Source organism: Streptosporangium sp. NPDC001559, from assembly GCF_042893955.1.
Taxonomy (GTDB): Bacteria; Actinomycetota; Actinomycetes; order Streptosporangiales; family Streptosporangiaceae; genus Streptosporangium.
Map to the genome: position 1 here is coordinate 236,942 of NZ_JBIAVG010000013.1, position 16,346 is coordinate 253,287.

The 16,346-nt window shown below is 70.5% G+C and carries 12 protein-coding genes; 2 read left to right on the plus strand and 10 right to left on the minus strand.

Features of this window, described 5'->3' with window-relative positions:
• The first annotated feature begins 153 nt into the window (after positions 1–153).
• Both ACFYY8_RS28070 and ACFYY8_RS28075 read left to right on the plus strand, forming a co-directional pair.
• On the plus strand, positions 154–1,344 hold the full coding sequence (locus ACFYY8_RS28070) for an MFS transporter (protein WP_390045925.1): 1,191 nt from the start codon (positions 154–156) through the stop codon (positions 1,342–1,344).
• 197 nt (positions 1,345–1,541) lie between these two features.
• The gene (locus ACFYY8_RS28075) at positions 1,542–1,997 is read left to right on the plus strand and encodes a calmodulin-binding protein (RefSeq protein WP_390045927.1); all 456 of its coding nucleotides are present in this window, start codon (positions 1,542–1,544) and stop codon (positions 1,995–1,997) included.
• Positions 1,998–2,159: 162 nt separating this feature from the next.
• On the opposite strand, the gene ACFYY8_RS28080 is transcribed toward ACFYY8_RS28075, so the two are convergent.
• The 10 genes from ACFYY8_RS28080 to ACFYY8_RS28125 all read right to left on the minus strand — a co-directional run bounded on the left by ACFYY8_RS28080 (position 2,160) and on the right by ACFYY8_RS28125 (position 16,320).
• A complete protein-coding gene (locus ACFYY8_RS28080) occupies positions 2,160–3,113 on the minus strand; it encodes an electron transfer flavoprotein subunit alpha/FixB family protein (protein ID WP_390045929.1) in 954 nt (317 codons plus the stop codon).
• Between the two features lie 18 nt (positions 3,114–3,131).
• Complete coding sequence (locus ACFYY8_RS28085; protein WP_362780575.1) at positions 3,132–3,911, minus strand: electron transfer flavoprotein subunit beta/FixA family protein; 780 nt, start codon at positions 3,909–3,911, stop codon at positions 3,132–3,134.
• Between the two features lie 299 nt (positions 3,912–4,210).
• Positions 4,211–5,506: a serine/threonine-protein kinase gene (locus ACFYY8_RS28090; protein ID WP_390045932.1), complete on the minus strand. Its 1,296-nt coding sequence runs from the start codon at positions 5,504–5,506 to the stop codon at positions 4,211–4,213.
• A 157-nt stretch (positions 5,507–5,663) separates the two neighbouring features.
• Complete coding sequence (locus ACFYY8_RS28095; RefSeq protein ID WP_390045935.1) at positions 5,664–8,126, minus strand: PQQ-binding-like beta-propeller repeat protein; 2,463 nt, start codon at positions 8,124–8,126, stop codon at positions 5,664–5,666.
• On the minus strand, positions 8,126–9,013 hold the full coding sequence (locus tag ACFYY8_RS28100; protein ID WP_390045937.1) for a hypothetical protein: 888 nt from the start codon (positions 9,011–9,013) through the stop codon (positions 8,126–8,128). The genes ACFYY8_RS28095 and ACFYY8_RS28100 overlap by 1 nt, the downstream gene beginning before the upstream one ends.
• Positions 9,010–10,578: a PQQ-binding-like beta-propeller repeat protein gene (locus tag ACFYY8_RS28105; protein WP_390045939.1), complete on the minus strand. Its 1,569-nt coding sequence runs from the start codon at positions 10,576–10,578 to the stop codon at positions 9,010–9,012. Before ACFYY8_RS28105 ends, ACFYY8_RS28100 begins: the two co-directional genes overlap by 4 nt.
• A gap of 153 nt (positions 10,579–10,731) precedes the next feature.
• Positions 10,732–11,154, minus strand: a complete 423-nt coding sequence (locus ACFYY8_RS28110; protein ID WP_390045941.1) for a hypothetical protein — start codon at positions 11,152–11,154, stop codon at positions 10,732–10,734.
• Positions 11,155–11,402: 248 nt separating this feature from the next.
• Complete coding sequence (locus ACFYY8_RS28115; RefSeq protein WP_390045943.1) at positions 11,403–13,478, minus strand: serine/threonine-protein kinase; 2,076 nt, start codon at positions 13,476–13,478, stop codon at positions 11,403–11,405.
• The gene (locus ACFYY8_RS28120) at positions 13,475–15,670 is read right to left on the minus strand and encodes a protein kinase (RefSeq protein WP_390045945.1); all 2,196 of its coding nucleotides are present in this window, start codon (positions 15,668–15,670) and stop codon (positions 13,475–13,477) included. Before ACFYY8_RS28120 ends, ACFYY8_RS28115 begins: the two co-directional genes overlap by 4 nt.
• Positions 15,671–15,801: 131 nt before the next feature.
• Positions 15,802–16,320 carry a YbaK/EbsC family protein gene (locus ACFYY8_RS28125; protein WP_390045947.1) on the minus strand — a complete coding sequence of 173 codons (519 nt, stop codon included), beginning with the start codon at positions 16,318–16,320 and terminating at the stop codon, positions 15,802–15,804.
• Between the last annotated feature and the right edge of the window lie 26 nt (positions 16,321–16,346).

A 16,346-nucleotide genomic window follows, 5' to 3' on the forward strand; every position in this document is an offset into this window, starting at 1 on the left:
CCGCGGCCCCCCCTCCGCGGCCGGCTGCCCCCCCCGCCGGGCGCGGCCCCCCCCCCCCCCCCCGGGGGGGGGCGCGGGGGGGGCCCCCCCCCCCCGACTCGTGTGTTCCCGTTTATTCATCGTTGAAACAACCTGTTGTGAAGGGATTTAGTGATGACCCGCGACCTGAGGACAGCCCGAACCGGGGCAGTTCTCACATTCGTGCTGGCAGGCCTGCTCTGTGGGTCGATGACCGTGCGCATCCCGGCGTTGTCCGACAAACTCGGCCTGTCCGAGGCGTCGATCGGCGTCACGCTCCTCGTGTGGGGGCTGGGCGCGCTGGTCACCATGCAGTCGATGCGCGGGGTGATGGCACGGCTTGGCAGCCGGAGCGTCCTGCGGGTCGGCGCTCCCCTGTGCGCGGTCACCCTGGCCCTGCTGGCCCTGGCGCCGACCTATCCCCTGCTGCTCGTCACCGCGGCGCTGTTCGGCATGGCGTTCGGCGCGGTCGACGTCGCCATGAACGCACAGGGCTCGACGGTCGAGCGCGCCTACGGCAGGCCGCTGATGAACGGCATGCACGCGGGCTGGTGCGTGGGCGCGATCTCCGCGGGTCTCCTCGGCACCGCGGCCATCGCGGCGGGCCTGTCGTTCACCGCCCACCTGATCCTGGTGGCGCTCGTCTCACTTCCCGTGCTGGTCGTCATCAGCCGTTCCTACCTGCCCGACCCCGTCCTGTCGGAGAAGGCCGCCGCGTCCGGCCGCCGCCGGATGCCTCCGGTGGTCTACCTGCTCGGTGTGATCGCCTTCTGCGCGTTCATGGTCGAGGGCACGATCGCCGACTGGAACGGCCTGTACCTGCGTGACACCCTGGGCGCGGCCGAGGCCGTGGCCGCGCTGGGCTACCCGGTCTTCGAGGCGGGCATGCTGCTCGGCAGGCTCACCGGCGACCGGATCAGGGCTCGCTTCGGCGCCCGAGGCATGATCGTCACCGCGGGTCTCACGACCGCGGCCACCTTCGGCGCGGTGCTGAGCGCGTCGACCGCCCCGGTCGCCGTGGGCGCCATGCTCCTGGTCGGTGTCGCGGTCGCCACGGTCTCCCCGATGGCCCTGTCCCTGGCGGGCGGCGCGACGGCCAACCCCGGCCCTGCCATCGCCCAGACCGGCGCGATGGGCTACGCGGGGCTGCTGCTCGGCCCGGTGATCATCGGGTTCGTCTCGCACGTGACCACCCTCAGGACCGCGCTCTTCCTGGCCGTCGTCCTGGGGCTGCTGATCGCGCTGGCCGCCCGGTTCCTGCCCCGCCCCGCCGTACCGGCCGCCGTGGAGGAGGCGCGGGAGCGGGAGCTGTCCATGGCCGCCTGACCAGGTCGTCTTTCCGGCTTTCCGCATTCCGCGGAAGGCCGGAACATATATGTCTTAAATGCGAACAACATCCAAATAAGAGATCAAGGCAGAAAATCCTCTGTACGTGTCGTTGATCGTTGATCTACAGTTCTGACTGGTAGTGCACTGCCTGTCAAGTACGTCGTATTCACGATCCGTCAGAACAGGAGATGCTCATGCGACCCGTCCTTCCGGTGGTCACCGCACTCGCCCTGGCCTCGACGCTCGCCCTGGCCGGTACCGCCCAGGCGCAGCAGACCGGCCCGGCCTCCAAGGCCTCCCTGGGACCCGTGGCCTACTTCGAGTTCGCCGACGCCGGCAGCGACACGTTCGTCTTCAAGCTCACCGACACCTCCAAGATCCGGCACGCCAGGGATCTGCTGAGCGGCCTGTCCACCGACAGGCGCGGCGTCATCGGCAAGATCGTCACCGGCACCGAAAGCTACAACCCGTCCTGGAGCTACCACTACGACCCCGCCACGGTCGACTTCTTCGACGTCGCGACCGAGGTGTGCGACGCCTCGATCGGCTACGTCGAGGAGCACCTGTCCGAGGTGGGCGGCGCGTTCCTTCCCGGCAACACCTGGTGCCCGTGGAGCTCGCACCTGGTGCGCGAGGTGACCGTGCCGTAGGGCACAACGACCCGTGGTGAACGGGAGGTCCAGACCGTCGGGGGACGCCTGGGGACTCCCTGAGTGAGGACAGCGCCGTCCGGCGGCGGGCCCGCCGCCGGACGGCCACACGGGAAACGGCGCCGCACCCGGGCGCGACGCCGTTTCCCGTGGTCCTGTGAACTACTTGCGCTTGGTGATCTCGTCGGTCAGCTGCGGGACGACCTGGTGCAGGTCGCCCACGACGCCGTAGTCCGCGAGTTCGAAGATCGGCGCCTCGGGGTCCTTGTTGATGGCGACGATCGTCTTGGCCGTCTGCATCCCGGCCCGGTGCTGGATGGCGCCGGAGATGCCCGCGGCGATGTAGAGCTGCGGGGAGACGGTCTTGCCGGTCTGGCCGACCTGGAACTGGTGCGGGTACCAGCCCGCGTCGGTCGCGGCGCGGGAGGCGCCGACGGCGGCGCCGAGGGAGTCGGCGAGCCCCTCGATGACCGAGAAGTTCTCCGCCGAACCCACGCCACGACCCCCGGAGACCACGATCGCGGCCTCGGTCAGCTCGGGACGGGCTCCCTTCTCCTCCTTGACCCGCTCCACGATCCTGGCGGCCTTGGCGGCGTCGGAGAGCGTGACGGAGACGCGCTCCTCGGCGCCCGCGCCCGCCGCGGCCTCGACCGGGGTCGCGTTGGGGCGGACCGCGATGATCGGGGTGCCCTTCGTGACGCGCGAGTGGACGTTGACACCGCCACCGAAGATCGACTGGTCGGCCACGAGGCCGTCCCCCACGCCGACCGCGTCGGTCAGCACGCCGGAGTCGATCTTGATGGCCAGCCTGCCCGCGATCTCCTTGGCCTCGGCCGTCGCGGCGACGAGCACCGCGGCCGGAGCCTTCTCCGAGACGAGCTGGGCGAGCAGCTCGGCCTTGGGGGCCACGACGTAGTCGCCGACCTCGGCGGCGTCGGCGACGTAGATCTTCTCGGCGCCGTGCTCGGCCAGCCTCGCCTGGGCCTCCGCGGAGTATCCGGGCCCGGCCCAGACCGCCGACGGCGAGCCCAGCCCTCGGGCGAGCGTCAGCAGCTCCAGCGTGACCTTCTTGACCTGACCTTCGACGTGCTCGACCAGAACGAGAATCTCAGACATATCAGGCAACCCCCGTTCTCAGACGAACTTCTTCGACGCGAGGAAGTCGGCGGCCTTCACACCGCCGTCGCCCTCGTCCTTGACGATCGTGCCCGCCGCGCGCGGCGGAGCCGCGGCGAAGTCGGTCACCTCGCTCCAGGAACCCGCCAGACCGACCTGGGCGGCGTCGATCTCGGCGTCGGCGACTCCGAGCTTCTCCACCGGCTTCTTCTTGGCGGCCATGATGCCCTTGAAAGAGGGGTAACGTGGCTCGTTGATCTTCTCGACGACGGAGACGACGGCGGGCAGCGAGGCCTCGACCCTGTCGTAGCCGTAGTCGGTGACGCGCTGGACGGTGATCGTGCCCTTGCCCACCTCGACCTTGTTGGCGAAGGTGAGCTGCGGGACGCCGAGACGCTCGGCCAGCATGGCGGCGAGCACGCCGGTGCGGGCGTCGGTCGACTCGGAGCCGAGCACGACCAGGTCGAACCCGATCTTCCTGAGCGTCTGCGCCAGGGCGTAGGAGGTGCCCAGCGCGTCGGAGCCGTGCAACGCGTCGTCGACCAGGTGGACCGCCTTGTCCGCGCCCATGGCCAGGGCCTTGCGGATGGTGTCACTCGCCTTGTCGGGACCCATGGTGAGGACGGTCACCTCACCCCCGTGCGCCTCCTTCAGGCGCAGCGCCTCCTCGACCGCGTACTCGCACAGCTCGTTGATGACGCCGTCGGCGGCGTCGCGGTCGATCGTCTTGTCATCGGACCGCAGCTTGCGCTCGGTCGCCGTGTCGGGGACTTGCTTCACGCAGACGACGATGTTCATGGCCGGTGGCCGACCTCCCGTGTTCGCGTGCGCCACCGCGTCGCTGCGGTTAGCGCCGAATGCTCCCTACGCGCACGCGGGGTACGTGCACGCGATGCCAAGACTGCCGGGTCCCCGTGGGCGGAACGGCAGCGGACGGCACGACCGGGATGTCCCGCCCCTGCCCTCCGGCACCATGTTACCGATCGGTAGCCTACCCGGACCGTACGGCTGACGCCGACGGCCAGGTGCCGGCCGATCAGTCACACACCCCCACCATACCGAACTATGTTCCGGAAATCGTGGCCGGGTCCCGTAGCTCAGCTCGACACGAGGATGGCCACCAGAACGAACAGGACCGTACCCAGTGCGAGCGCGAGCGAGAGGGTGCTGAAGAAGGTGCCCAGAACGGCCCAGAGTATGACGGCTCCCGCGCCACCCGCCAGATCGACGATCGCCCGGCCCCGGTCCTTACGGGCGAGGAGGGCGACTCCCCCGTCCACGAGCACCGTCAGGCCGTAGGCCGTCAGCAACAGCAGCGACAGCTCCGGCAGCGGACCGCGCGCCGTCGCCGCCGCCAGCGCGGTCAGCAACCCCGTGCCGACGACCCAGCGACGGTGCACCACGACCCTGCGGCGCCGCAGGGCCTCCTCGGCGGAGAGCCTGCCCTGCGGCGGACGCCGCCCCGGACGCCACTGCCGGGTGGTCAGCGCGTGCACCCCGGTGTCCACCGCCCCGCCGCCTGAGGAGTCCGCGGAACCTGTGGAGACTCCCGGCACGGCGAAGGCCCGCCGGGGCCGTACGAGCGGCTCGCCGACCTCCGGGGCCTCGGCCCCGAGGCGTTCGAGCACCTCCGCCGCCGTGGGCCGGGCGGCCGGGTCACGGCGCATGCACTCGCGCAGCACCGGCTCAAGCCAGCCGGGAACCCCCTCAAGGTCGGGATCGTGGTGGACGACGCGGTAGCCGACCGCCGAGGCCGGACCGGTGCCGTACGGGTGCCGTCCCGTCGCGGCGTGGGCGAGCGTGGTGCCGAAGGAGAACAGGTCGGCCGCCGGGCCCGCCGCCACGCCCTCGATGACCTCGGGGGCCAGATACCCGGGAGTGCCGACGACCGTCCCCGACGCCGTGACGGAGGCGGAGTCGAGGGCCGAGGCGATACCGAAGTCGATCACGACCGGCTCGCCGTCGGCCATGATGACGTTGGCCGGCTTGAGGTCGCGGTGGACGACCCCGGCGGCGTGTACGGCCGCCAGCGCCCGTGCCAGACCGTGCGCCAGCCGTACGAGATCGTCACCGGGGACCGCGCCCTCGGCGGAGATCAGCGCGCTGAGCGGGCGGCCCTGCACGTAGCGGGTGACCAGGTAGGGGCGGGCGCCCTCCATCGAGGCGTCCAGGACCTCGGCGACGTGCGGCCCCTGGACCCGCCGCATGGTCTCGACCTCGCGGGAGAGGCGGGCCAGGGCCGTGGCGTCGGCCGCGACGTGCGGATGCAGGATCTTGACCGCGACCGTCCGCCCGTCGGGGTCGAGCGCCAGGTGGACCTCGCCGAAACCTCCGGCGCCGAGCGTGGACAGCAGGTGGTACGGGCCAAGGCGGTCACCCTCGGTCGCTCCCATGCGGCTCCTTCCGGCCTGTCCCCTCATCGTGCCTCAGCCGGGCCGCTCCCGCACGAAGAGGTTCCGAGAAACCCTCCATAAAGGACACGGGCCTACACCCGGCTTCTCCATCACGGTTGCCGGAACTCACATCTTCCGGACGGAGACCGTCCGGAGATCAGGCTCCGGCCTGGGAAACGACGACCGGTTCCAGTTCCTCACCCTTGGGGGTCGTGGCGAGCTGAGCGCGCAACCGGCCGAGAAGGTCGGTGATCCCGACCACCCGTTCCCCCGAGGACAGGGTGTGCCGGCCGAGGAAGCGGTCCTCGCCGTACCAGGCGATGAAACGGCCTGAATCCACCGGAACCCGGGCCGCCTGCGCGCCGTCCGCCGTTCGCCAGAGGCAGAGCTGACCGGCCTGCCCGGCGCACCGGGTGGCGAAGGCCCTCCCGGAGGGGGACATCCAGTTCTGCTCTCCCATCAGTTTCCCGACCTTCTTGAAGCGGTGTCGCACCGCACCGTGGAGGTCGAAGAACGTGACGTCACGATGGGTGTCCTCCTCGTCGCGTTCGGGCCCGGTCTGAACGGCCACCGTCTTGAAGTCCGCCCCCCAGCGGAATCCTCCTGAGTAGCGGCCGCCGTGGGCGACGCGGACGAACCGGGAACTCATCGTGGCCACGTCGACGATCACAAAACCGGTGATCGCCTCCTGGGTGCGGGCGGTCAGCAGCAGACGTCCGTCCGGCGACCAGACGGGGCGGACCACGCCCATGGGCGCCTTGACCGTCGGCACCTCGCGGACCTTCCCCGTCGCGGTGTCCACGATCGTCACAGGGTCCCGGCCCTGCGCCGGGTAGCTCTCCGTGGTCCCGGCCCCCCAGGCACCGGTCGGCGAAAGGGCCCTCACCGTCCCGTCAAGCCGGGTGAAGACTCCCCTCACCCGGACGTAGAGGTCTTCACCGGACAGATAGGCGCCGAGCCAGGGGGAGGTCGTGGCATCCTCGGCCACCACCGTTCGCGTTCCCGGCAGGCGGAGCAGCCTGAACCGCTGTGGTGGCGCGGGAGCGGGGACGGCCCGCGCCTCGCTGACGACATCGGTTTCGCGCAGCCGGTCGGCGACGGATCCGGAGAGTTCCGTCAGCCGGCGCCGTACGGAGATGTCACCCGACACGACGGAGACCACCACCGAACCGGCTCTGAGGACAACGGTGCTCGGCAGGGTCGCGTCCACGACGGCCTGGTCTCCGATGCCGGTGACCGGTCTGTACGCGTAGACGTCCCGTAGCGTCTCGATCGTGCCGACGGCCTCGCCCGGATCGCCGGCCACCCACAGGACACGTACGACGAGGTGGCCGCCGTTCCGATCGGTGTAGCGGCAGGCGACAGGGGCGGGCATGGTGTAACCGGACAGGGTGGTCCGGGGCGCCCCGGCGGAGAACGTCCTCCCCGGGGAAAGCGCGCAGGCGTCCGGCCAGCGGCCCGGGTCCACGCCCGCGAGCAGCGGCGTCCCTCCGCCCTGCCCACGTCGCAGGGCCACGATGCGCACGCTCGGCGTCTGCCCCACCGCGCTCATGACGCTTCCGGCGTAGAGACGCTCACCGGCCGACGCCAGCGGCCTGCCGGGCGTCGGAAGGCCGTAGGAGGTCACCTCACCGGTCCCGGGCTCCACCAGGTCGACGACCGGAAGGCCTTCCTCCTCCGTCGCCCGGATTCCGACGCCTCCCTCGACCAGGCCGGTGTACGCCGGCGCCGGTCTCACCTGCCACACAGGGGCGCCTCCGGGCCAGGACGCCGCCTCCATGACATCCTCCTCACCGCTGTGGTAGGTCGTCAGCACGAGGCCCTGTTCGTACGTCATCGCGCATCGCGGCCAGCACTCCCCGCGCCGGATCACCGCCCGCCCCTCGTCGTCGTACAAGGTCATCGCACCGTCACCGAAGAGCGCGATCACGTGATCGGCGACCTGGAAGTCCGAGACCGCCCCCGCGGGAAGCCGGACCGACCGGCGCGTCGCACCGGTGGCCACGTCCAGGAGAAGCATGCGCGAGGACCGGCCACAGGTGAGGAGGAGCACCACGTCGGCGGCACGAACCGCCGATTGGGAGACGTCGCACCCGGCGGGAGGGCGGAAGCTCCACAGATCACGCGCCGTGCCCGGCGAAACGGCGGTCAGCCCTCCTTTCTCCGACTTCCTGGTGAGGAAGACCGGCGAGCGGTCCTGCAGGGCCGCCGACCTCCGTCCCCGGGGCGGGAGGGACAGCCCCCGTCTGCGCCACAGTTCCTTTCCGGTGACGCTCGACACCGCGATCAGCTGGTGCCGCCTGTTCACCTGGGCGAACGGCTGGTAGTAGTCGACGACGAAAACGCCGGAGGCGATGCTCCAGCCCACGGCCGTCGCCGTGGAGAGGTGGTGTCTCCACCTTGGCCGTCCGTCGTCCAGGCCGAGCGCGAGCACACCGCGTGCGGTGTACACGAGAAAGTCACGCGACGTGAGGGCGTACCCGTACTCCCCCTGCGGGATCGAGACATCCCTGTGCCAGAGAGGGATGAGACGCGCTCGTGGCTGGGTGGCCGCCGGTGCGTCCGCCAGGGGCAAGGGCAGGACCAGCACCAGAAGGATCACCAGCAGCCGTGTTCTCATCACCTTCCGCACGGCTGATTCCTACCGGTGATCCGGTAGCCCACACCGAGACTGCTGGGATCGTTGTAGACGACCGAGTACCTCGGTGCCTTTCCTGTGACTCTGAACGGCTGTCCGTTGGCCTGTCGGAAGAACGCGCTCTCGGTCTCCCCACTGTCCTTGTAGGCGTAAACCACCTCGATACCCCATTCGTACCAGCGGTTCTTGGCATGCACCGTGAACTCGACCGTCACACGCTCCCCATATGCCAGATCGATGCTCTTGGGCAGGAACCTCGACCGACCGCCTCTGGGGTTCAGGTGATCGAGGTCCGCCTCGACCTCGTACTCCTCACCACCTCCCTGGGCGGGGATGGTGAGACAGGTGCCCGTGGGAAGGGGCCCGGACCTGACGATGTACGGCCGGACGTCGATGATCCTGACGACGCCGTGGCGCCGGCCCCGGAGAACGGTGACCACGTTCATCGTCCCCAGCCGAGCCGCATGATGACGGAACAGCGTCTCCGTCAGCTGCCGGTAACTCGGAGCGCGCAGCAGAAGGGCGTGCTCGGCCGTCGAGAACTCGTCCGGCATCGCGAAGGAGTCTCCGACGTTGACTATCGATGTGGTGACGGCGGTCAGGACCGGCGCGCCGAAAGCGTCCTGAGCCGCGTCGGCCAGAGTGGAGCGTTCGCCGAACGCTACCGCGCCGACCGCCAGGACGACGCCTACGACGAGCAGCCACACCGGTGAACGCCGCCGGACGGGTCTTCCCGCAGGCTCGGAGACGACCGTCACGTCCCTGGCGGACGTGATCTGGACGTTGTTCCCGCCGACCGTCGCATGGTGCAGGCTCGGGGCGGCGGCGGGCTGCTCGACCGGCTCGGTCTCAGGCGGATGACGGGTCATCTCGTCGCCTGAAGGCCACGAACCACCTGGCGGGCGAGCCTCACGGTGACCTCGTGACCACCCGCGCCGTCCATGCGGACCACCGTGTCACCCGCCCGTAGGATCACGACATCGCGCACCGCACTATTGGTGTACATCTGCGCGCCATGTTCGAGAGGGAGGGGTTTTTTCTCGTCGAACCTCGCCATCAGATCCTGAAGAACGTCCTCTGTCTCGTCCTTGTCCGTTCCCGCCCATCTAATGTCGATCGTGATGACGGGATGCCTCGCGTCGCCGGGAACCAGATCGCAGCCGACGGGCGTGTCCAGGGCGAGTTCCGGCGGCCCCGGCCGGGCGACAGGAGTGTAGTGAGCCCCCGGGAACTCGGCCCTCAGCGTGGAGGCCGGGATCAGGGCACACGCGTCACGCCACCTCTCACGACCGACGCCTCCGCGCGCCGTGGCACCAGGGTCGGCCGACGGCGGAACCGTCGTGTAAGCGGCCAGCGACGAGGTGGACACGGAGGCGAACAGCAACGCGTACCGGCTCATGCCAAGCAGGCTGGCGGGAGTGGGAAAGGCGACGACGGGCGTCTGCTCTCCCGTCACCGGATCCACCGTCACGACGATGGAGCTCTGAAGCTCACCGAGCCGCCTCGTCGCGTAGATCCGCCCGTCGAGCGCCTGAACCGCCGTGAAGGAGACGCTCTCGTCCGCGCTCTCGATGACGCGGCCGGATCGCCGGTCCACGATCGCCGTCAACGAGGAGTTTCTGTAGTCGTCCTGCCCCACGACCAGCACACCGGTGGCCGTGGCGACGAGAGAGCACGGACAGGCGTGTTCGGCGACGTGCTCGTAGAGTTGCCGGCCGTCGGCGTCGTAGACGTTCAACGCGTTGTCGCTCTCCAGGCCCACCACCCCGTCGGCGACCACGACCAGGGGGTTGCCCAGGGGAAAGACCTCCTGCTCCCAGAGCCACCTGCCGGTGGAGGCGCTCAGCACACGCAGACGGGTCTCCCGCCCGCAGGAGATCAGCATCGCGACGACCCACCGGTCCGCCCCGCCTGTCTGCCCGAGGCACCCGGAGGGGATGGGGGAGTCCCATCTGCGGCGCCCGTCCGCCACGTCGAGGGCTCTCACCACACCGATGGCGGGAAGGTGGATCAGTACGTTCCCCTCACCGACACCGAGATAGGTCACCAGAGAGGGCATGGGCGTGTCGGAGCCGTGGAATCCGGACCCGAGCGTCCAGAGGAGTGCTCCGGTGCGGCCGTTGAACGTCAGAAGGCCGTCACCCCTGGGGGCCTCTTCGTCCGTCTTGTCCTTCCCGTCGCGCGGAATCGCCGCGACGACGTAGTCGCCGGTCACCCCGATGCGCTCCTCCGGCGGGCTGTAGCCGTTGGAGTCCGACACGCCGAAGGACCACAGGAGACGCCCTGTATCGGCTTCTCTGCCTTCGATCTGATCTCCGTGCGTCACGACCAGCACGTCACCGACGAAGACGGTGTTGGACAGGTCCTCCGGGATCTTCACCTTCCACAGCAGCGAGCGGATACCGCCGGGAATAGCCGCGTCTCCATTTTCCACGGGAACGCGGAAAGGCACCGGAGGAAGCGAAGAAGGAATCACCAGGTAGGGCAGGAACAGCAGGGCAAGCCACACCCATGATTCACGAACGCGCCACTTCCCGATTACGAAGTACATCTTCAGGAAGCCATGTCCACTTGACCTCCCGGCGAATCAGCGTCGATGGAGGTTGACGTCCCGTGCCGATCCGATCTGAACGTTGTCCCCGGAGATCGAGCTTCCGGAGACGACCTGGCCACCGCTGTTCACCACCGGAGCGGAGGCGGAGGCGGCCCCCAGCAATCTCGCCACGTCCCCGGCCAGTTCGGGGTCGGCGGCGAGAGCCCTCTTCAACTGACCGCGGAGTGCGGCCAGGGCGTCCTCGTCCTCCGGCTCGTCCGCGAGATCCTGAACGGCGGACTCGATGCGATCGCGGCTTTCCTCACGTTTGACGAAACGCCGCAGCAGCCTGCGCCCGAGATTCACCGACTCGTCGGCGGCCAGATCCTGCGTCTTGGCCAGCACCGCGCCTCCGTAGGCGCCTATCGCCGCCACCACATAAGGTGTCACCTGATTCGCCAGATCGGCAACGTTCACTCGCCCTCCCAGTCCTTCTATCTCATCTCCCCCGCCGCCGTCATGGTTACACCGTCGGCGATTATCGGCCCACCTTTTGTTCTTCCGGCCTGTGAAATCGAGCACGCCGCGGAAACCTGACGGACCGGCGCCGGGAAGGAGGATGAAACGGCACCCCGGCAACGACCGGGGCAAAGCCGAAGGACGTGGGGTCCGGAAGACACCCACGCCCTTCGTCGTTCAGGATCCCAGCGGCTCGGACCCTCCGTCTAGAAGGAGACGAACCCGAGACCGAGGCTGTCCATCAGGTCGTTGAACAGGCCTCGGACGAGGTCGATCGCTCCCATCTGCCCGTTCTCCACCTGGACCTGCCAGGCTCGCGTCACCTGTTTGACGACGCTCGACGGCTGGTCCCACGGAACGAAGGACGGGATCAGCGTCAGCGCGCCCATCACCACGAAGAACGCGAGCGTGCCCAGGATGATCGTGGTCACCATCGCCGCCCCCGGGCTGCGGATCACCCCGGTCAGCGCGCGGGAGACCGCCCTGCGCGGCTTGCCCCCGCCGGGCAGCACGAACAGCCCGGCCACGAACGCCCCGGCCGCGTAGGCCGCCGCCGGGTCGGTCTTCATGTGCCCGATGAACGTCAGCGCGCCCCAGACGCACATACCGAACATCGCGGCCAGCGGAGCCGTGACCAGCGTCGCGAGGAACGCCTTGATCAACGCCCACGGCGTGCCGACCAGCGCGAGCAGCGGGTCGGCGGCGCTGTTGCCACGCACGGAGCGACGCTGGGCCAGGTCTCCGAAGAGGTACTCCCCGACCCGCAGGCAGAGCACGGCGACCAGGGCGAAGGCGCTCACCACCACGGGCAGCACGCAGGCGAGGCCGACCAGGATCGCCAGCAGCAGCGCCGCGGCCAGCGGATGCCCGGTGCGGTAGCGGGGACGCTGCTCCCCCGGCAGGGGCTGCGGCGCGGGCGGCGGGACGTACGGCCTGGGCTCGTGCTGGGGCGGGGCGAACGGCGCGCCCTGCCCCACCGGCTGCGGCGCCGGGTATCCGGCGACCCGCTGGTCGGGGTAGGGCGGCGGCGGCGCGACCCTGCGCTGTACGGAGAGCGGAGCCGGAATGTAGGGCGGCGGTGTGGCCGGGACGTACGGCGGCGGCGACCCGGCCGCGGAACGCCCGGCCTGGTGCTCGGGCGGCTCCTCACGTGGCCTGCGCTCGCGCCGCTCCGGCTTGGCGTACTCGACCGGGGGCAGCAGGTCGGAGTAGGTCCCGTCCTGCGGCAGCGCCCTGGTGCCGTTCGCCGGAGGCGGGACCGGAGGCTGGTCTCCCAGCACGCGCGTCCCGGTGACCGGAGGCTGCGACGCCGAAGGCGACGTGGAGGACGAAGCGGAAGACGACGTGGAAGACGGCGCGGTGGGGGGCGGCACGACCGGCGGCTGACCGTCCAGCACCCGGGTGCCGTCCGCGCTGAACACCCTGGTGCCGCCGTCGTTGGCCTGCGGCGGCGCGGCCTCGTGGAAGGCGGTGACCGTCGGGTCGAGGTCGCGCGCCATCCGCAGCAGCGCGTGCGCGCTCGGCCTGGCCTTGGGGTCGACCGCCAGGGCCTGCCTGAGCCAGCCGCGCAGCCAGACCGGGGCCTGGTCGACGTTGGCCCGGCCCTCCATGATGTTGAAACAGACGACCTCGAAGCTCCCGGTGCCGAACGGCGGCTTGCCGGTCGCGCCGAAGAAGACCGTCGAGGCCAGCGCGTGCACGTCGGCGGCCTGGGTGATCTCGGAGTCCCTGATGATCTCCGGGGCGAGATAGCCGGGCGTGCCGACGAACATGCCGGTCTGGGTCAGCCGGGTCGCGTTGACCAGGTGCGCGATGCCGAAGTCGATGACCAGCGGCTCTCCGTCGACCATCATCACGTTCGACGGCTTGAGGTCACGGTGCACGACGTCGGCCGCGTGAATCGCCACCAGCGCCGCGCACAGGCCGCGGGCGAGCTTGATGACCTCGTGCGGGGCCAGCGGCCCCTCCGCGAGGACGATCTCCTCAAGCGTGCGGCCCGGCGCGAAGCGGGTCACAATGTACGGCTGCGCGCCGGTCAGCTCGGCGTCGAGCACCTCGGCCACCTGCGCGCTGCGCACCCGCCGCATGGTCTCGACCTCGCGGGTGAGCCGGTCGCGGGCCTTGAGGTCGGCCGCGACGTGCGGGTGCAGGACCTTGACCGCCACCTCGCGGCCGTCCTCGTCGAGCCCGAGGTGGACGACCCCCATGCCGCCCTCGCCGATCTGCCTGAGCAGCCGGTACGGCCCGAGCCGCTCCGGTGCCTGCGTCTCTCCCGCCGTCATCGTGTCGCCCTGTCCCGTAGATTGCGCAGTTCCCCCACCACCGTTCCGACGTCGACCGGCGCCCATTGCACCCGCGACGTCCCTCCCCTGAAGGTGCCGATCGCGAACAGGAGCGCCAGTGCGGCGACCGCTCCCAGCACCGCGGCCACGGCCGTGGCCGCGCCACGTGAAGGCAGCAGTGATGCCAGCGTACGTCGCATCTGCCTCCTGGGGCCCTCGACTCCGGGACCCGCGCAGATCGTCCACAGCGCCACAGCCGCCCCCCAGCTGAGCGCGGCGGTCTGCGGCAGGCCCCTGACCAGCACCGACAGCAGCAACGTCACCGGCAGGCCGAGGATGAGGCCGTACGGCACGAGCGCGAGGGTGATGCCCGCGGACTTCGCCAGGGCGGCGGGCCTGCCGAGCACCCGCAGGACGTCGGCGGCCCCCTCTGAGGCCTGCCTGCGGCCGTTGAGCTCGGGCTGGGCGATGTCGGCCGCGCGCAGCAGGATCACCAGCGGGATGGCGACGGCGGCGGTCAGGACGGGCACCAGGACGGCGACGGCCGTCACGGCGACCATCAGCAGCGCGCTCGCGACGCCGTAAACCGCGGAGCCTCGCGGAGCGGAGGAGGGAGTGGGACGCCACTCCTGGCGTTCCTCGGCGGGCGGGTAGGACTGCACCCGTGTCGCCTGGTAGGGCTGCGGGCCGGCGGCGCCCGGATGCGCGGGGTGCCCGCCCGGCTGGGTGGCCCGTTCGAAGGCCGCCTGCCCCTGGGGGTACTGCCGCTGCGCCTGGTTGCGCAGTTGTTCGAGCTCGTGGGGCCGGACCCGCTGGGTCGGGATGTCGCCGTCGCCACCGGGCCTCGCCGGGAGGCCCCTCGTTCCCGGCTGCTCCTGGAAGGCCTGCTGCGGCATCGGTTGTGACATCGGCTGGGCGGCCGCCTGGCGCAGTTCCTCCGGCGTCACCCTGCGGGTCGGCCACGGGTCGGGCCCCTGCTGCTGCTGCTCGCCGAGCAGCGAGACGTAGTCGGGCGGCGTCGAGACCGGGGCGGGCGGCCACGGCATGGACGTGCCGGGACGCGAGGCGACCGGGGTCGGCACGTCGCCGGGGTCGGTTCGCTCCCCCGTACGACCGGACGCCGCGACGTCGCCGGGGCGGGAGCCCAGGCCCGTGGGCACGTAGGGGCCGGTCCGCTGCCCGGGGTCCGCGACGGGACCGGACCGGAAACCCGGGCCGGTGGGCACGTAGGGCCCCGTCGCCTGACCTGTCGCCTGGCCGGGAGCCGTACCCGGAGCGACACCCGGAGTGGCGCCGAGTCCCGTCGGCACGTACGGCCCCGTCGGCTGCCCGAGGTCCGTCGCGCGGCCCTCGAAGCCGGTGACCGTGGGCACCTCGTCCGGCGGGCTGGGACGTCCGGAGGCCGACATCAGCCGTTCGATCTGGGCGGCGAGCTCCGCCGCCCTGGGACGCCTGGCGGGATCGCGCTGGAGGGCGGCGCGCAGCACGGGCCGCAGCGCCTCGGGGACCGCGTCCACGTTCGCCCGGCCCGCGGTGATGTTGTAGAAGATCATCTCCAGCGTGCCCTTGCCGAAGGGCGGCTGGCCGGTGGCCGCGAAGACCATCGTGCCCGCCCAGGCGTGCACGTCCACCTCGGGTCCCGCCTCGTGCCCCTCGATGATCTCGGGGGCGAGGTAGCCGGGCGTGCCGATGAACATGCCGGTCTGGGTCAGCCGGGTCGCGTCCACGGCCTGCGCGATGCCGAAGTCGATGAGGACCGGCCTGCCGTTCAGGATGAGCACGTTGCCGGGCTTGAGGTCGCGGTGGATCACCCCGACGGAGTGCACGGACGCCAGCGCGGAGGCCACCCCGTAGGCGACCTTGAGCAGCGCGGGCAGGTCCATCGGACCTTCCTGCTTGACGTGGTCGTCCAGCGGTTGACCCGGCACGTAGCGGGTCACGATGTAGGGGCGGTGTCCTGTCACGTCGGCGTCGAGGACCTCGGCGATGTGCTCGCTGCGCACCCGCCGCATGGTCTCGACCTCGCGGGAGAGCCTGCGGCGGGCCACGTCGTCGCCCGCGACCTCAGAGCGCAGGACCTTCACCGCGACCTGCCGCCCGTGGGGGTCGGCCGCGAGGTGGACAACGCCCATGCCGCCCTCACCGAGCCGCCGGAGCAGTCGGTACGGGCCCAGTCGGTCGTCCTGATTCATGGCATGAAAAACCATACCGGCTTAAACCCCGCCCATGAGATGAACCATCAGGCCATATTCTCTGATGGGATAACGTGTGCCAGATCTCCACGGTTTCCCAAACCGGGGTAACACTCAATCTCTTTTCGGCGTCAGTTCGCCAGGCCGATCACCTGGGCGGTCTTCAGACCGGCCAGCAGGGCACCGGAGACCGCCAGCTTCGACCTGCGCACACCGCTGCCGATCACCACCCCCGGATGGGCCGCGACCGCCTCGTCCACCAGCACCGGCCAGTCCTCGGGCAGGCCGAGCGGGGTGATGCCGCCGTACTCCATTCCGGTCAGGCCGACGGCGTCGTCCTGCGGGGCGAAGGAGATCTTCCTGGCGTCCAGGTGCCGCCTGACCACACCGTTGACGTCGGCCCTGGTGGTGGCGAGCACCATGCACGCGGCGTAGCGGACCTCGCCCGCGCGCTTGGCGGCCACGATCACGCAGTTGGCCGACTCGCCCATTCCGACGCCGTAACGCTCGCAGAAGGCCGCCGTGTCGGCGAGGTCCGGGTCGATCTCCGCGACCTCGACGTCCAGCCCGGTTATGGCCCGTGTGACCGGATCGGCGAGCAGGTCGGGCCGCTCCCCGGCGGGCACCCAGTCAAGCGTTCCGATCCCCATGCCGATCCCCACAGCCTTCTCCCAAT